16 protein-coding genes are annotated in these 16,859 nt (G+C 68.4%); 6 read left to right on the plus strand and 10 right to left on the minus strand.

Going from position 1 to position 16,859, the window contains the following annotated elements; translation table 11 throughout:
• Positions 1–67 precede the first annotated feature (67 nt).
• The 5 genes from ACOQPQ_RS05055 to ACOQPQ_RS05075 all read right to left on the minus strand — a co-directional run bounded on the left by ACOQPQ_RS05055 (position 68) and on the right by ACOQPQ_RS05075 (position 4,879).
• Positions 68–1,174, minus strand: coding sequence for a Zn-dependent alcohol dehydrogenase (locus ACOQPQ_RS05055; RefSeq protein ID WP_420638356.1), 1,107 nt, complete (start codon positions 1,172–1,174; stop codon positions 68–70).
• Between the two features lie 257 nt (positions 1,175–1,431).
• Positions 1,432–2,664: an MFS transporter gene (locus tag ACOQPQ_RS05060; protein ID WP_420638357.1), complete on the minus strand. Its 1,233-nt coding sequence runs from the start codon at positions 2,662–2,664 to the stop codon at positions 1,432–1,434.
• 105 nt (positions 2,665–2,769) lie between these two features.
• On the minus strand, positions 2,770–4,164 hold the full coding sequence (locus ACOQPQ_RS05065; protein ID WP_420638358.1) for a sulfatase: 1,395 nt from the start codon (positions 4,162–4,164) through the stop codon (positions 2,770–2,772).
• Positions 4,165–4,305: 141 nt separating this feature from the next.
• Positions 4,306–4,644: a type II toxin-antitoxin system PemK/MazF family toxin gene (locus tag ACOQPQ_RS05070; protein WP_420638359.1), complete on the minus strand. Its 339-nt coding sequence runs from the start codon at positions 4,642–4,644 to the stop codon at positions 4,306–4,308.
• Positions 4,631–4,879, minus strand: coding sequence for a hypothetical protein (locus ACOQPQ_RS05075; RefSeq protein ID WP_420638360.1), 249 nt, complete (start codon positions 4,877–4,879; stop codon positions 4,631–4,633). Before ACOQPQ_RS05075 ends, ACOQPQ_RS05070 begins: the two co-directional genes overlap by 14 nt.
• Before the next feature lie 147 nt (positions 4,880–5,026).
• Between ACOQPQ_RS05075 and ACOQPQ_RS05080 the strand changes: the two genes are divergently transcribed.
• From ACOQPQ_RS05080 to ACOQPQ_RS05095, 4 genes are all read left to right on the plus strand, one after another.
• On the plus strand, positions 5,027–5,812 hold the full coding sequence (locus ACOQPQ_RS05080) for a DUF2889 domain-containing protein (RefSeq protein WP_420638361.1): 786 nt from the start codon (positions 5,027–5,029) through the stop codon (positions 5,810–5,812).
• A gap of 13 nt (positions 5,813–5,825) precedes the next feature.
• Positions 5,826–6,875, plus strand: a complete 1,050-nt coding sequence (locus ACOQPQ_RS05085) for an AAA family ATPase (protein ID WP_420638362.1) — start codon at positions 5,826–5,828, stop codon at positions 6,873–6,875.
• Between the two features lie 193 nt (positions 6,876–7,068).
• On the plus strand, positions 7,069–8,484 hold the full coding sequence (locus ACOQPQ_RS05090; protein ID WP_420638363.1) for a DUF58 domain-containing protein: 1,416 nt from the start codon (positions 7,069–7,071) through the stop codon (positions 8,482–8,484).
• Positions 8,481–10,850, plus strand: a complete 2,370-nt coding sequence (locus tag ACOQPQ_RS05095; RefSeq protein ID WP_420638364.1) for a transglutaminase TgpA family protein — start codon at positions 8,481–8,483, stop codon at positions 10,848–10,850. Before ACOQPQ_RS05090 ends, ACOQPQ_RS05095 begins: the two co-directional genes overlap by 4 nt.
• Before the next feature lie 50 nt (positions 10,851–10,900).
• Here the strand turns inward: ACOQPQ_RS05095 and ACOQPQ_RS05100 are convergent, their stop codons facing one another.
• From ACOQPQ_RS05100 to ACOQPQ_RS05110, 3 genes are all read right to left on the minus strand, one after another.
• Positions 10,901–11,296, minus strand: coding sequence for a DUF3040 domain-containing protein (locus ACOQPQ_RS05100; RefSeq protein WP_420638365.1), 396 nt, complete (start codon positions 11,294–11,296; stop codon positions 10,901–10,903).
• A gap of 149 nt (positions 11,297–11,445) precedes the next feature.
• On the minus strand, positions 11,446–12,732 hold the full coding sequence (locus ACOQPQ_RS05105) for a DNA polymerase IV (protein WP_420638366.1): 1,287 nt from the start codon (positions 12,730–12,732) through the stop codon (positions 11,446–11,448).
• Between the two features lie 13 nt (positions 12,733–12,745).
• Entirely contained in the window at positions 12,746–13,255 is a 510-nt protein-coding gene (locus ACOQPQ_RS05110; protein ID WP_420638367.1) for an NUDIX hydrolase, read from the minus strand.
• 86 nt (positions 13,256–13,341) lie between these two features.
• Between ACOQPQ_RS05110 and ACOQPQ_RS05115 the strand changes: the two genes are divergently transcribed.
• Complete coding sequence (locus ACOQPQ_RS05115) at positions 13,342–13,653, plus strand: hypothetical protein (RefSeq protein ID WP_420638368.1); 312 nt, start codon at positions 13,342–13,344, stop codon at positions 13,651–13,653.
• Between the two features lie 64 nt (positions 13,654–13,717).
• On the opposite strand, the gene ACOQPQ_RS05120 is transcribed toward ACOQPQ_RS05115, so the two are convergent.
• On the minus strand, positions 13,718–14,788 hold the full coding sequence (locus ACOQPQ_RS05120) for a threonine aldolase family protein (protein WP_420638369.1): 1,071 nt from the start codon (positions 14,786–14,788) through the stop codon (positions 13,718–13,720).
• 204 nt (positions 14,789–14,992) lie between these two features.
• On the opposite strand from ACOQPQ_RS05120, the gene ACOQPQ_RS05125 reads away from it, so the two are divergent.
• Complete coding sequence (locus ACOQPQ_RS05125; RefSeq protein WP_420640360.1) at positions 14,993–15,412, plus strand: helix-turn-helix transcriptional regulator; 420 nt, start codon at positions 14,993–14,995, stop codon at positions 15,410–15,412.
• Positions 15,413–15,539: 127 nt separating this feature from the next.
• Here the strand turns inward: ACOQPQ_RS05125 and ACOQPQ_RS05130 are convergent, their stop codons facing one another.
• Positions 15,540–16,802, minus strand: coding sequence for a DUF222 domain-containing protein (locus ACOQPQ_RS05130; RefSeq protein ID WP_420638370.1), 1,263 nt, complete (start codon positions 16,800–16,802; stop codon positions 15,540–15,542).
• Positions 16,803–16,859: the final 57 nt, after the last annotated feature.

A 16,859-nucleotide genomic window follows, 5' to 3' on the forward strand; every position in this document is an offset into this window, starting at 1 on the left:
CCCCTTCTCCCCCACACATGCCGACGCCCGCCTACTCCTGGCCGATCTCCAACACGGTGCGGACCGCCTACTCCGGGCCGATGTCCAACACGGTGCGGACCACGCCGCCGGTGTCCAACTCGTCAAGGGCGGCGGTGACCTCCTCCAGGGGGCGGTGCTGGGTGATCAACTCATCGAGGAGGAGTTCGCCCGATCGGTACAGGTCGAAGATCCACGGGAAGTCCCGCGCCGGGGAGGAGTTGCCGTACATGCTCCCGGTGAGGGCCTTGCCGAAGTAGATCTCGGTGGCGTCGATGTGGAACGGCGTGCCCGCGGGCGGGCCGCCCACCATCACCGCCAAGCCCCCCATGCCGATGGAGTGCCAGGCGTTCATGTAGGTGGCCCCGGAGCCGATCACCTCGAAGGCGTAGTCGGCCCCCCGTCCCCTGGTCATCTCCATCACCGCGGCCACCGGGTCGTGGTCGGTGGCGTTCACGGTGTGGGTGGCGCCGAATCGCTCGGCCAGGGTCAGCTTGTCGGCCAGCAGGTCTACCGCCACGATCTCGGCGGCCCCCATCAGTCGGCACCCCTGGATCACGTTGAGCCCGACCCCGCCGCACCCGTAGACCACGCACGTGCTGCCACGGCGGACCTGGGCGGTGTTCACCGCGGAGCCCACCCCGGTGGGCACCCCGCAGCCCACCAAGCAGGCCACGTCCAACCCCACGTCGTCGGGCACCACCACCGCCTTGGAGTAGTGGACCACGGCGTGCTCGGCGAAGGAGCCCACGGTGCAGAACGAGTGATGGACCTCCCCGTCTCGCTCGAAGCGGTGGCCGCCGTCGTAGTACGTGCCGATGGGATATCCCATGTACGCCGAGCAGCGGTTGGCGAATCCCGAGGCGCACGACCGGCACCGCCCGCAGCTCGCCACCAGCGACAGCACCACCCGGTCGCCGGGCCGGACCCCGGCCACGCCCTCCCCCACGTGCTCCACCACTCCGGCCCCCTCGTGACCCAGGATCATGGGGGTCTCCCACTCCCGGTTGCCGTGGTACACGTGGAGGTCGCTGTGGCAGATGCCGCTGTGGGTGATCCGCACCAGCACGTCCTGGGCGGCCAGTTTGCAGATGTCCACCTCCACGATGTCGAGCGGCACATTCGGCTCCCGGTAGACCGCGGCCCGTGTCCTCATGGCGATGCCTCCCTGTCGCCTGCCCCTCGGCGTCGGTGCTGGTTCGCCCGACCCGCCCCACGGTAGTGGCCGAGGCCCGGCGGCCATGCGACGGCTCGGTCGGAGGCCCTATCGTCAACGAACCCCCACCGGCCCGTGGCCGGCCTGCGGCCGTCCCGGCGCCGGCCACTCTGCCGTTCTTTCGGGTCAGTCGGACCAGTCGACTCAGTCGGCGCCGGCCACCCTGCCGTTCATTCGGGTCAGTCGGACCAGTCGACTCAGTCGGGGCCACCGTCCAGACCGGCGAAGCCGTCAGGGCGCACCAACACCACCCCCACCCAGAGGGCGGCCAGAAGCCCCCCGAACAACAGCAGCACGAACTGCATCGACACCAGATCACCCAGGAATCCGCCGACCAGCGAACCGAGGGGGAGCCCAAGCAACACAGACATCAGCCACACCGACATCACCCGACCCCGGAACCGCTCATCCACCTGCACCTGCAGGGCGCTGTTGACCGTCACCCCGTGGCCCATGTGGGCCAGTCCCAAGATGAAGTAGCCCACCAACCCCACCGCCAGCCACGGGGTGGCCCCCACCAGCAGCACCCCCAGCGAATACACCGCCACCGACGCGGCTTCCACGCGGGACCGAAGGTGGCGATTGCCGAACCGGATGACGTAGAGCCCCATCACCAACGACCCCACCCCGAAGATGGCCGTGAGGAAGCCCAGGCCGCCATCAGGGAGCGAGAACACGTCGTCGGCCACGCTGGCCACCAGGGCAAAGGCGAACACCGCTCCGCTGAAGGCCACCACGAACGAGGTGCCCATGATCAGGCGCATGGCCGGGCGCTGCCGGATGTAGTCCATTCCCTGTCGGAGCTGCACCCAGAACGGCTCCCGCTTCACCTCCACCGGCGGACGGAGCTTCATCGGCGCCATAAGGGCCATGCCCAGGGTGAAGCCGATGGTGGTGATGAGGAAGGCCGGCCCCGGCCCCCACAACAACAGGGTCAACCCGGCCATGGCCGGCCCCAAAGCCCGCCCGGCGGTGAATGACAAGGAGACGAAGCGCACTGCCGCCACCAGATCCTCGGGGGGCACCAGCAATACGGTCATGGCCTGGGTGGGGGCCCACTGGAAGCCTGAGGCCACCCCGACGGCGAACTGCAGGCCGAGCATCAGCCACGGGGTCAACAGGTCGCTGGTGTACAACACCAGGTAGACCACCGAGGCCACGAGCTGGAGCGCGAACGAGCCGAACAGGAGAGCCTTGCGGCTCACCCGGTCGCTCCAGATGCCGGCCACCGGGGTCATGAACAGCGACGGGATCAGCACGGCGAACGCCGTACTTCCCACCCAGAAGTTCGAGTCCGTGAGTTCCTTCACATAGAAGGGCACGGCCAGCGACTGCATGAACTGCCCGGTGGTGGCCACCGACACCCCGAGGAAGAACAGCAGGAACGATCGGTGGGACAGGGCACGCAGGGCAGAGGGCGGGTCGGACACGATCAACCGACAGTACTTGGCCCCACCCCCTCCCCTACCGACCCAATCGGGTGACGGCTCGCACCATCACGATGGCGGCGAGGGGCCAACCCGGCTTGAGGCTTGTCAGCGGTGCTGGACCTGGGCGGTGACGAGGCGGTCCAGCATGCGGAGCCGGAGGTCGGTCCGCACCGACGACGTGGCCCCGTCGAGCACCAGGTTCTCCGCCTCGTCGGGGTCGGCGTGACGGTCGAACAGCAGGTAGGGCTCGCCGCGATCGTTGAGCGCCAGCTTCCAGTCGTCGGTGAGCAGCATGAATTCGCCCTCGAATTCGCTCAGGGCGTCCTCTCGCACCCGTTGCCCCTCCAGTGCGGGTAGTAGCGAAGTTCCGAACTGGTGGTGGGAGAGTTCGGCCCCGACGGCCTCGACGATGGTCGGCCCCACGTCGATCCATTCCACCGGCGTGGCGTCGGTGGTGCCTGCTGCCGGGGAGGAGGCCACCGCCGGGGTGCTCACGATGAGCGGCACCCGCACCGAGCCGTCGAAGAAGTTCATCTTGTACATCAGGCCGTGGTCGCCGTTCATCTCCCCGTGGTCGGAGGTGAACACGATCACGGTGCGATTCAGCTCTCCCCGCTCCTCGATGGTACGGAGGATCCCGCCGATCTGGTCGTCGATCAGGCTGACGTTGCCCGCGTAGTCGGCCCGCATCCGTTGGATCTCCTCGGGGGTGAACGGCTGGCCCAGCCACGCCAACCACCGGTCGAGGCTGCCGTCGGGCCAGGGGTCGCCCCGCTTCAACGGCGGCAAGGGCGGGGGCATGGCCTCGGGGTCGTGGTGCGACGCCCAGGGCTCGGGGGTGTCCCAGGGCTCGTGGGGACCGCCGAAGCTGACCCAGCAGAACCAGGGCTCGTCCCGCTGGCAGCCGGCCAAATACTCCCGGGCCCGACGGCCTACGTAGACGTCGGCGTATTCCTCCAGCGGCAGGGGTGAGGGTCGCACCACCCACGGCTTGGTCGTCATACGGTCTTCGACGTCGGCCCGATAGGCATCGAGCAGGCCCAGTTCCGCCCAGCGAGCCGTCATGTGGCTCATCACCGTGGCCGACAGGCGGGGGCCGGCGATCTCGTCCACGTCATCGAGGCCGTAGGCGTGCAGCAGGTGTTCCTTTTCCCGCAGGTCACCGACGTGGGCGTGCAGATGGGTCTTGCCGAAGACGCTGGTGCGGTAGCCGGCGTCCCGCACGGCCTGCATCCAGGTGGGCGTCGTGGGGTCCAGCGTGTAGTCCACGTGACCCCACACGCCGAAGTTGTGGGGATAGTGCCCCGTGGCCAAACTCACTCGGGCGGGCACACAAATCGGCGAGGTGGTCACACAGTGGCTGAACCGCACCCCCCGGGAGGCGATCCGGTCGAGATTCGGGGTGTCGACCCATCCCCCCACGCACCCCAGCGAGTCCCACCGCTGCTGATCGGTCATCAACAACAACACGTTGGGCCGCAATCCAGCCTCCCCCACCATCACCCCACCCTACGCCACCAAATCCCCCCCACCCGACCCCCGCGCTCCAGCGGAGACCTCGTTTCCCCTTGCCAGTCACGCAATCTCAAGAACCTCCACTTCCCTCTACCACCACCCACCCAGCCCGACCCTGACCAGTGGCTAGAGGTTGAGCAGCGTCTTGACTACAGAGGCGATTTGGCCACTGGTGTCGGCCCCAACGTGGCCGAGACGGTGGACAAGACGACGACGATTGACCGATCGGATCAGCTCACACTGGACGTAGCTGGTCTCGTCGAGGCCGGTCTCAGAACTGTCTTCAACCTCGATGTGCAGCGAGAGCCCCCGCCAGGTCGTGGTCAGAGGAGCGACGATCACAAAGGGTAGATCGGCGCCGAAGGCAACTGGGGGTCCCAATACAACGGCGGGACGGTAGGCGGCAGGCTCACCCGGGTATGGTTCACCGAAGTCCACCAACCACAGATCATCAACTGAGGCCATCGTTTACGGAGGTGGCATCTGCTTCAGCCAAGTAGGCATTCCACGCTTGGGGGTCACGCCGCAATTCCGCCAATTCTGCTGACACTTGGCGGGCAAAGCGCTGGCGTCGGAGGGCTTCAGCGGCCTGACGCACCGTGTCGATCAATGAGGTGTTCGATGCATCACCAAGCTCCACCAACCGGGCATGAGTCTCAGCGTCAATCCGAATCGTCGTCGTGCGAGCAGCATTCCCCATGCCGGGTAAGTCTACAAAATGCATGCGTGAATGGCTACTCTAGAGAACTGTCCTTGAACCAAGGGTCATCAGCGAACACCCAACGAGATTGGCCGGGCGGCGATGCTCAACCCAACTGGGGCGGGGTGGGTGTGGGAACATCGGGTGGTGGATGAGCTGGTCCGCAATCGACACGGCAGTGGGGCGTTTCGTCGTCGGCTGCGGATGGTCGCCCCCGACGCCGCGACGGTGGTGGTAGGCCTCGAGGACGACATGCACCACTACGAGGTCGCCCTCATTCACGACGGCAAGCAGATCACCGGGGTGAACGCCCAGGGCCCTCGTATGCCCTGGGAGCCATGTTCGGGAGCCCTCGACCAGCTCAACGTGCTGGTGGGCTGCCCGCTGACCACCACCGCTTCCGAGGTGTTCCGCTGGACCGACGTCCGCCGGCAGTGTACGCACCTGTTCGATGCCGGGGTGCTGGGCGTGTTGCACGCCGCCCGGGGCCAACTCGGCACCCGCCAGTACGACGCCACCGTGCCCGACTGGGACGAGCCCCCGTTCGACTCCTGGATCGAGCGGGACGGACAAGAGATCCACCGCTGGGGAATGGCCACCACCATGGAGATCGCCTCCCCCCCGCCGTTCGCCGGTCGCGCCCTCAAGGGCGGCTTCGTCCGCTGGTGCGAACAGCACCTTGACCCCGACGACGCCGAGGCCGCCTGGGTGCTGCAGCGCACCACCTGGCTCTGCAGTGCCCGGCGCAGCGAGCTGGAGGACTGCGACGACGCCATCGAGTCCGGCCTGGTGCCCGGCGTGTGCTGGACCTCCCAACCCGAGCGGTACCACGTGGCCTTCCGACGCCGGGGCACCCTGCGCGACCACGGACCGAGCGCCGACGGGATGTTGGTGGACATGCCCGCCCGCTGGCCGCAGCTCTCCGGCACCTGAGAAGATCGACACAGTGGCTCTGGACAACCCCCAACAGAATCTGCCCCAACACGACGTGCCCCAAGACAATCTGCCCGAAGGCGATCTGCCCGGAGGCGGCTTGCCCCAAGAAGCTTCGACTCAGGACGATCTCTTCGCCGAGCAGTTCCAGGCCATCGTGGCCAACGTGGGCCAGGCCATTCTGGGCAAGCACGAGGTGCTGGAGTTGGCGGCCACCTGTCTGTTGGCCGAGGGCCATCTCCTCATCGAGGACGCCCCCGGCGTGGGCAAGACCAGCCTGGCCAAGGCCCTGGCCATCACCGTGCAGGCCGAGTTCGGGCGCATCCAGTTCACCCCCGACCTGCTCCCCACCGACGTGGTGGGGGCCACCATCTGGAACCGGGTGGCCAATACCCTCGACTTCCAGCCCGGCCCGGTGTTCTCCGGCATCATCGTGGCCGACGAGATCAACCGCGCCTCCCCCAAGACCCAGTCGGCCCTGCTGGAGGCCATGGCCGAGCGGCAGGTCACCGTGGACGGCACCACCCACCACCTGCCCCGCCCCTTCATGGTGATCGCCACGCAGAACCCCCTGGAGCACGAGGGCACCTACCCCCTGCCCGAGAGCCAACTGGATCGATTCATGATGCGAATCGAGGTCGGCTATCCGTCGGCCCAGGCCGAACTCGACATCCTCGACGCCCACAGCGTCAACAGCCCGCTGGACTCCCTCCGACCGGTGCTGGACTCCCAGGCGGTGGCCACGCTGGCCGATCACGCGGCCTCGGTGTTCACCGCACCGGGCATCAGGCGCTATCTGGTGCAGATCGCCAACGCCACCCGGCAACATCCCAGCCTCGTGTTGGGCATGTCCACCCGGGCCACCCTGGCCCTGCAGCAGGCCAGCCGGGTGCGAGCCGCCGCCCAGGGGCGGGACTACGTGCTCCCCGACGACATCAAGGAGTTGGCCGTGCCGGTGCTGGCCCATCGGCTGATGTTGAGCCCGCAGGCCCGGGCGCAGGGCACGCCAGGGGCCCGCATCGTGGACGAGATCATGGGCTCGGTCGCCACTCCGGTGGGTTAGTGGTGTGTCGCAGAAATAATCGCGCATGTCCTGCTAGGCATCGGCGCCCCTCGCTGCGTTGCGTCTCCTTGCCGTACGCAGAGAGTATGGCTTCGTCGTCGCGCCTTGCGAGGAACCCCGCTGCCGTCGCATGCCACGTCGCTATTTCTGCGACACACCACTAGCGGCCTAGCTGCACTTGGCCGCCAATTCCATGTTGCATCCCCCCGGCAAGCTGCTGCTCCTCGGATCGGCGCTGCTGGCGGGGGCGGGCCGGGTGTTCGGTTCGGTCGAGCTGTCGGCCGTGGGGGTTGCCGGGATCGCCGTGGTGATCTGCTCTTTCGCCTACGTCAGAATCCGTAGGCCCCTGAAGCTCGACAACCGCTCGCTGCGACCCCAGCCCGTCCACGTGGGCCAGGAATGCCACGTGAGCCTGGAGCTGACCAACGCCGGGCGCCGACGCACCCCGGTTCTGCGTTTGGCCGACCCTGTGACACGCGCCACCCACGACCCGACCGGGAACGGCCCCGCAGCAGGCAACGCCGCCGGCAACCCCACCACCGCGTCAGCCCAACCCGGTCTCGATCTGCTGGTGGCCCCGGTACCGTCCGGCGACCCGCTGCCCGTCACCTACCGGCTGCCCACCCACGAGCGGGGCCTGGTGACGGTCGGGCCGCTCACCTGCACGGTCAGCGATCCCTGGTCATTGGCCGCCCGACAGGTTGAGCTCGGCGGTCGATCCCAGGCGCTGGTGTACCCGGCGGTGTTCTCGGTGCCCCCTCCCCCGCATCTGGCGGCCAGGTCGTCCGATGCCGTGCGCCGCAGCCCCATCGCCCAAAGCGGAGAGGAACTCTACGGCCTGCGCCCGTTCCAAACCGGCGACGATCCCCGGCGCATTCACTGGCGGCTCTCGGCCCATCACGATGAACTCATCGTGCGGCAGTTCGAGGAGTTCTCCGAGATCAACACAACCGTGGTGCTCGACACCCGCCGAGCCCAACTCGACGCCGAGGGCGGCGCCGAACGGTTCGAAGCCATGGTGTCGGCCGCGGCGGGCATCTGTCGAGCGGGGCGGCGTCGGGGCGACCACATCCGCTTGACCACCCCCGCCGATTTCGACAGCGGCTTCGGCAAGGGCCACACCCACCTCCATCTCATCTACGAGCACCTGGCCCTGGTGACCCCCGGCGACGGCACCCTGGTCGGCGCCGTTGAACGGCTGAGCCGCCAACCCGGCGGGCAGGTGGTGGTGGTGGCCGCCATGGTCGACGGCACCGAGGCCGGGGTGCTGGCCCCCCTGGGAGCCCTCTACAGCTCCAAGACGGTGGTGGTGTTCACCGACGCCAACACCGATGGCGACGGCTACGCGGGCGGCGACGGCGATGGCGACGCGGGCGGGAAACCGACCCCGACGCCGGCACCGGCGGCCACCGACGTTCCCCACTTCGGCGGCTTCTCCGACACCAGCCTGACCGCCACCAGCCTGGTCGTCGTGAGCGAACCCCAGCGTTTCCCCGAGGTGTGGACCGCCCACGCCGATGCCCAAAGCGAATCCCGGTCTCCGGTCGGCCTTCCGATGGCACCAGCGATGGGATCATCGCCGGTCGGCCCCCCCGGACGGCGGCGATGAGCCGCCCCCGACCAACACCTGCCTGGGCCATTGCCCGGGAGCTGGCCGGGCCGATCCTCACCGCGGCCACCGCCGTGAGCCTCATGCGGGTGCTCGCGGGGAGCACGTGGATTCTGCCGGTGGTGGTGGCCGCCGCTGCCGGTCACGGGCTGGCCGTGACAGTGCGACGGATTCCCGGCGGCCGGGCGACAGCCACCGTGATCGGTGGAATCGGTCTGGCGCTCACGGTCACCTGGGCCCGGTTCTGGGACACCACCCGGTGGTGGCTCCCCAGCGGTGACACCGCCAGGGCCCTGGCCGACGACCTGGAGGAGGCCTGGAGGGACTTCGGCGACCTCAGCCCCCCGGTGGAACCCCTCAACGGGTTCGTGGTGAGCGCCATGGCCGCGGTGTGGCTGCTGGCCTTCGTCACCGACGCCTCGGCGATGCGCAGCCGGTGGCGGTTCGGGCCGCTGTTGTTGCCCATCGCCGCCTTCGCCTTTGTGGGACTGGTGGGCGACCACCAACACCGGATGCTCACCATCGGGGTTTTCATCGCCGCCCTGTTGGTGTTCGTCACCGTTCACCGGGTAGCCGCCGACACCGCCGCCGCACCATGGCTGGGAGGACAACGCCGAGCAGCCGGCGGGCGCCGGGCCCTGCTGCGCACGGGCGTGGCCGTGGCGGCGGTGGCCATCGGCGGCGCCCTGGTGGCCGGACCGGTGGTGGGCAACCACGACGACCCCGTGGTGAGCCTGAGCCTGGAGCGGGGCCGCTCGCTTCCCAAACGCATCGTGATCAGCCCGCTGGTGGACATCAGGGGCCGACTGGTGAACCAGTCCGACGCAGTGATGTTCCAGGTGCGGAGCGACGAACGCTCCTACTGGCGCCTGACCGCCCTGGACCGTTTCGACGGACGGGTTTGGACATCTCGAGCCGACTACGCCGCCCGACCCACCCAGTTGCCGTCGTTGTTCCGGTCGGGCACCAGCGTGCAGGAGTCGGTTCAGCAGTTCCGCATCGAACAACTCGGGGCGGTGTGGCTTCCGGCGGCCTTCGAGCCCCGGGCCCTGGTGTCGGCCACCACCGAGATCAGCTACGAACCCACGTCGTCCACCCTCATCGTGGGCCGCTCGCTGACCAACTCCAACGGGCTGACCTACACGGTGACCTCGGCCCTGCCCCGCTTCGACCCCGAGGCGCTGCGGGGTCTTTCCCCGGATGGCCCCGGCTTCACGGATGCTCAGATCTTCTCGGACGCGGCGGCAATGTCGACCGCGGCAGTTGCCGACTCGGGCTCCGGCGCTCTCACCGGTGAGCTGGCCGACATCCTCACCGCCCTGCCCGACGACTTCAGCCCCCGAGTGCGGGCCCTGGCCGCCCAGGTGACCGCCGGAGCATCACCGGGTTACGAGCAGGCCCTGGCCCTGCAGGACTTCTTCCGCAACGGGACGTTCACCTACGACGCCGCGGTGATGCCCGGACACTCGGAAAACCGCCTGGAGGACTTCTTGACCACCCGCCGCGGCTACTGCGAGCAGTTCGCCGGGGCCTTTGCCGCCATGGCCCGCTCGCTGAGCCTGCCCGCCCGGGTGGCGGTGGGATTCACCGTGGGCGAAGCCCACCCCGACGATCCCAACCTCTATGTGGTGCGGGGCCGACACGCCCACGCCTGGCCCGAGGTGTATCTGGACGGAGTGGGCTGGGTGGCCTTCGAGCCCACCCCCGGTCGGGGTGCGCCCGGTGCCCAGAACTACACCGGCGTGGCCGAGAGCCAGGCCATCGCGGGACTCGAGGAGTTCGCAGCCGAGGAGCAAACATTCGACGACGCGACCGGCCCCTTTGAGGCGCCCATCGACTTCGAGAGCCTCATCCCCCCGCCCTTCGAGGCCCTGGGCGACGGCACGGACTCCGCATCGAGCCCCGGCGGGGGGACGGCGGCCTCCACCTGGGTCATCATCCTGGTGCCGTCGCTGGTGGTCCTGGCGATACTGCTGTTTCCCTGGATCAGACGGCGGCAGCGGCGGCGGCGCTACGGGAAGCTCACCGGCAACCGGGACCGGATCAGGCTGCTGTGGGCCGAGGCGGTGGAATCGCTGGCCCTCATCAGGATGATCCCCCGACCCGACGAGACCCATACCGAGTTCGCCCGTCGGGCCATTGCCCAGGTGCCCCTGCACAGTCCGGATTTGCGACTGTTGGGTGAGCTGGTGGCCGCGGCGTCGTTCGCCCCGACCGAGCCCACCGAACGCCATCAGTGGCTGGCCCGGACGTGGTCGCTGTCGGTGCGCTCCGAGGTCGACTTCCGGGTGAGCCGCCGACAACGGCTGGCCGCAGCCTTCGCCTTCCGCAGCCCGGTCCCCGACCCGCCCGCAACCGAGCTGTGATCTGAGAGTTTCCCGTCCGGGGCTGGTCTGGGCTGGAGTTTGACCGGTGGCTAGTCCCGGCCGGGTCGGTCGGCGCCGCCGCGGCGCAGGCGGTTGACGATGCGACGGCCGGGGGAACGCAGGTAGCTGCTCACGTCACCCCGGTTGATGCTGTCGCTGATCTGCTGGAGCCCGAATCGTCCCAGTCGACGCAGATTGCTCCACCCCCAAAGCGACGCCCCGAGCATCACCAGGAAGCCCAGGAACGACAGCCAGTAGGAGGTGGACAGGGTCAAGAACATGAAGACCAGCCCGGCGATACCGGCCAGGATGGCCAGTCGGAGATTGCGGGCCGGATGGGTGAAGACCGTGGTCCGGCCCACCTCGCGGGCCAGCGCCGGATCGGTCTCGTAGAGCTGCTCCTCTATCTCGCTGAGAATCCGTTGCTCATCCTCGGAGAGTGGCACCCCATCAGTGTCGCACAGGCCGACCCCGGAGACAATGCCGCCCGCCATGGTTCGGCTGTCCTGGATCTTGTTTCGGTCTGGTTGGCCGCCACGTCGGCCATCATCTCGCCCCTCTTATCGGCCTCATCTCGGCGCTCACACGCCGGCCCTCATCTCGGCCGGGTCCACCCCACTCCCCGGGGGTGGGCGTCGGCGGTGCCTCCCGGGTGGATCGCCCCCGTGCCGAAGCGATCCCGGATGGCGTCCATGGCCCGGTCCACGTCGTGCCACGAGGCGTCCGCCACCTCGTCCAGCGAGAGCTGGCGTTGATCGGGGTCCTCCAGTTCCGACACCCCCACCCCGATGAGGCGCACACCGGGGGCCACGTCGACGGCCGCCAGCAACCGCTTGGCCTCCCGGGCCAGCACCACCCCGGAATCGACGGGATCGGCCAGCGTGTGCGAGCGGGTGATGGTGCGGAAGTCACCGAAGCGGACCTTGAGGGTCACCGTCCGCCCGGCCACCCCGGCGGCCCGCAACCGGGAGGCCACCGAATCGCTCAACGTCACCAGCGTGGGGCCCAGGTCGTCGTGGGTGTGCCGGTCGTGGAGAAACGTCTCTTCTCGGCTGATCGATTTGGCCGCAGTCTGGGGAATCACCGGGCGGGGGTCCACGCCGTTGGCCAGGTTGTGCAGGTGCCGGCCGTGGGCCTGGCCGACGACTTCCTCCAACCGCTCCAGGGGGAACCGGGCCAGCTCCCCGATGGTGGCGATCCCGATACGGCTGAGCTGGGCCGAGGTGGCCGGCCCCACCCCCCACAGATCGCCCACCGGGCGGGGTGCCAGAAACGACAGTTCCCGGCCCACCGGCACCTCGTACACCCCGGCCCCGTCCTTCGGGCCCGAGGTGGTGGGAACGGGCTTGGCCAACTTGGAGCCCATCTTGGCCAGGAACTTCACCGACGCCACCCCCACCGCGCAGTGGATCCCCTCCTGTTCGCGGACCTCCCGGCGAATCCGATGGCCGATCTCCACCGAAGGCCGATGAGCGCCGGACACGTCCAGGAAGGCCTCGTCCAGCGACAGGGGCTCCACCAGCGGGGTGAACGAACGCAGGATCGTCATGATGCGCTCGCTCACCTCGATGTAGTGCTGGTGATCGCCGGGGAGGAACACGATGTCGGGGCACAATCGGCGGGCCCGAGTGGCGGGCATGGCCGAGGTGACCCCGTAGGCCCGAGCCTCGTACGACGCCGAGGCCACCACCCCCCGGCTGCCGGGACCGCCCACCGCCACCGGCAGCCCCCGCAGTTCTGGACATCGCAACAGCTCCACCGATGCGTAGAAGGCGTCCATGTCGGCGTGCAGGATGGACCCCGACGGGGGGTGGCCGGAACGGGTGTGGTCGGTTGAGCGGCTCCCGGGTCGGGCACTGGCGTCGGGACGCTCGGCGACCATGGCCCAACCGCCGCTATCGGCGGGTCACCGTGAGATCGTGGATCTCGGTGCCGGCCACCTGGTAGCGAAAGCTCAAGGGCCGGTCGGGACGACTCCGGCACCACTCCATCAGCGGCTCGCGCACCCAGCGGGGGCTGGCGTCCAGGTGTACCTCGCAGTCCTGGGGGTCGTAGAAGTCGGCGTGGTCCACGATGCCGTCGGGGTCTTCCAGCACGATCTCGCCCTGCCAGTCCACCGCCCGATGGGTCTCCACCCGCAGCCGCCACCTCAGGTCGGTGAAATCCACCGTGATCTCGTACAGCGGCCCCTGCCAGCGATGCACCTGCAGTCCGGTCTCCTCCAGAACCTCCCGACCCAGGGCCTCGAGCACGGTCTCGCCCGGATCGACCACCCCGCCGGGGGTGCTCCACTCCACCGAGTCGTTGCGGCGGCGATTGCGCACTAACAGCAACTGCTCGCCCCGCAGCACGACGCCCCCGGCCACCGACCAATCCCGAATCGGCCCCGACCGCGTTCCCGGCATCCCCCCAGTATGGCCGGTGCCCGTGACCGCAGAATCAAACTTGGCGGCCAATAGGGCCAATGGGCTTGCCCCGGTAGCATGGCCGGGTGGACGGGTCGCCCTCACCGCAGGAACGATCAGCGCTTCCCCCCCGCGCGGCGCGGTGGCTGGCCTTCATCTCGATTCTGATGGGCGGCCTGTGCGGCGGGCTCATCGGTTTCGCCTACATCGACCTCCAGTGCGACGGCAACTGCGGTCTGTGGAACGGGCTGGGGGCGCTCATCGGCGCGGTGGTGGGCGCCGCCGGATTGGCCGTGGTGGCCAACCTCACCCTGCGGGCCATGGACGAGTGGCACCGTTTCGGGGGCCGACGCCAAGACGGACCCCTTGGTGGAGGGTTCTTCCGCCGGAGAAGGTAACCCTGCGGCAGCTCTTCGGTAGCTCCTCCGAGAACACTTCGGAGAAGGGTTCACCCGGAAGAGTTCAACCGGCGAACGACGCCAGCGCAGCCACCGCCCGAGCAATGTCGGCGTCGTCCACGTCCAGGTGGGTCACCAGCCGGACGATGCCCGGGGCCAACAGTCCGGCCCGGATGCCCGACCGGCCCAGGTGCTCCAGCAGCGCGGGGCCGTCGGTGTGTCGAAAGGCCACCACGTTGGTGAACGAGCGACCGGTGGCGGCCTTGTTGGCTGCTCTGTTGGCCCCGTCATTGGCCTGGTCGGCGCCCAAGCGGGCACCGGGCCACAATTCGGCCACCACCTCGCCCAACCGCTCGGCCCGGTGGTGATCCTCGGCCAACCGCTCGATGTGGTGATCCAGGGCGTACAGCCCACCGGCGGCGATCACGCCGGCCTGGCGCATGGCCCCGCCCATTTGCCGACGATGCAACCGGGCCTTGGCCACCAAATCGTCCGGACCGGCCAATAGTGAACCAACCGGTGCACCCAACCCCTTGGACACACAGCTCATTACCGTGGTGGCCGACCGGGCCAGCTCGGCCACGGTGTCCCCTCGGGCCACCGCCGCGTTGAACAAGCGGGCGCCGTCGAGATGCACCGGCACCCCCAACGCGGCCACCGAGGCCAGGGAGTCGGCCTCGACGGCCAGTCCCCCCGAAGCCAGGTGGGTGTTCTCCACACAGATCAGCGACACCGGCGGCCAGAAACCGCCCTGTCCGGCGGCCACCACCTCGGCCACGGCGTCGATGTTCACCAGCCCGCCGGCATCGTCCACCGCGTGCATTTGAAAGGCCCCGCTCAGCCCGGCGGCCCCGCTCTCGTAGGCCACCACGTGCTGGCGGCGACCCACCACCACGTTGCTGCCCGCCGTGCCGTGCAACCGCAGGGCGATCTGGTTGGCCATGGTGCCCGACGGCACGTACATGGCGGCGGGCTTGCCCACCAGCTCGGCGTACCGTTCCTCCAGCCGGTTGACGGTGGGGTCCTCCCCGTAGCGGTCATCACCCACGGGGGCGGCGGCCATGGCCTGGCGCATCGCCTCGGTCGGCCGGGTCACCGTGTCCGACCGAAGATCCACCACCCCCTCAAATCCCATCGCCCCCCAGCGTACGCCTTGCCAAGATTTCCGTATGCATCACTTGCGGCCACCGCCCCTGAGAGCAGTGGCATTGGGGGTAACCGCCATGGGAGCGACGTCCCCACAGGACAGCAACTTCGCCGTTCGTTGAAATTGCCAGAATTGTCCGCTAACATAAGCGAACAAAGATGTAAGCCAATTGGAGGATCAGGCGTGAAGCAAATGATGCATGCCGGCCAGTTGGGCCAAGCGATTCGCAACCTCCGCAAGGAGCAGGGCTTCACCCAGAGGAACCTGGCCAAGATGGCGGGGGTCTCCACCCCGTGGCTGTCCAACGTCGAAAACGGCAAGGCCACCGTCGAGATCGGACTGGTCTTTCAGGTACTGCGAGCCCTCGGCCGCTCCCTCAGCATCGCCGACGAACCCGTGGACATCCTCACACTGATCCCCCACTCCGGAAACCCCTCGACCGACGATCTTGGCCAACCCTTGAGTGGGAGGGAGCCCTCACCTCATGCGGCCAAAGCGTCGCCCGCAGATGAGCCAATCCAGAAGTGCGGCCAGATCGTCATGAAGACGAACAAGCCCTGCCTGCTCTCCCCTTCCCATCAAGGCCGATGCCGCAGCGTCCTGCGGACCTAGCCGGCCATCCGGCCCGCAATGGCGACTCAATGTCGGACCACCGGAATGCAGCACTGGAGCGCTGATCTCCCGGCGAGATGACTGCGATGCTGGCCGTTCGGCAGTCCCAACTCGCTCCAGGTGGCTTCTATCGTCGTTGGGGTGGGGTGGGGGGTTGTTGCCAGGGTGGTCGTAGGTAGGGTCGGCGGGTGTCGGGGTGGTGTTCGACGGTCCAGTTGCGGTGGTGGGCTTTGTGGTGGCAGTCGCCGCAGACGAGGACGAGGTTGTCGGGTTGGGTGGGTCCGCCGTGTTCCCAGTGGTGAATGTGGTGGGTGACGCACCATTCGGGTTCTTTGCCGCACCCGATGCATCCTTGGTCCCGGGCGATGAGGGTGGCGCGGAGTTGGGGGCTGGGATGGCGTTGACGGCCCAGTGACAGGCATTGCAGGTCGGTGTCGAAGATGCCGGTGAGCACTTCGGCGTCACACGCCAGCCGGCGGAACTCCTCGGCCGGCAACCGGGTACCGTCCGACAACCGTGGCCTGCGGAGCTGTTGGTCCACGGTGTCGTAGTCGGCGACAATGACCACGCTGGCCGTTTGGGGTTGGTCACCGGTTTCACCGCCACCGGTGCGGGTCAACAGTTCGGCGATGGCGTCGGCGCGGCGGTGGCGGGCGTCCAATCGTTCTCTTCCGGTGTGTTGGTGCCAGGCCATGTCGGTCTTCTTGTTCAACACCGCCCGGATCCCCTGGGCGGTGACCGGGTCGAACAACGCGAACAACCTCCACATCCCGTCGTCCTGCTCACAAAACGTCGCCATACGCGCCCTCTGTTGACGCTGGAGCCGCTTCTTGCCGTCAACATCACCGGCGAGTTCGTCCTGATGGTCGCGCACCGTGCGCCGCAACTCCTCCGGTGTCTGCGTCTCCGCCGCCTTCACCATCAACTCTTCGTCCAAAGGCCCGGCCTTGGCCGCCCCACCCAAAATACGGGCGTGCTCCGAAGTGATCCGCGATTGCGACAACGCGTCCCGGGCGGCGGGCACCTCGCTGAGCTGCTCGGCGTCGCGCATGACCCGATGCGCCTTCTGTCCCGAATGGCGCAACCCCTTCCGTATCGCCTGCGCCGTGTCATACGACCCGCACCGGCGTTGCTTCTCCGCCACCGCCTCAGCCAAGAACCCCTCCAAACGACTCAGAGCCCGACCCAACAACCCCAACCTCGCATCCAACCCCGCATCATCCAACCCACCCACATCCACCACACCCACCCAAACACCGGCCTCCCCACCAGCAGCCGGGAAAGCAGTCCCGACATCCGCCGACACATCGCCCACAGCCACACCACCAACGGCAGCCGCCACGCCACCACCGCCGCCGGCGTTTCCCCTGGTCACAACCCCAGAATCCATACCAACCACCCTACCGACACCAGTGACAACATCCCCCTGGGCCGGTCTGAGAGTGAG

It is taken from the genome of Candidatus Poriferisocius sp. (assembly GCF_965219775.1).
Classification (GTDB): domain Bacteria; phylum Actinomycetota; class Acidimicrobiia; order Acidimicrobiales; family Bin134; genus Poriferisocius.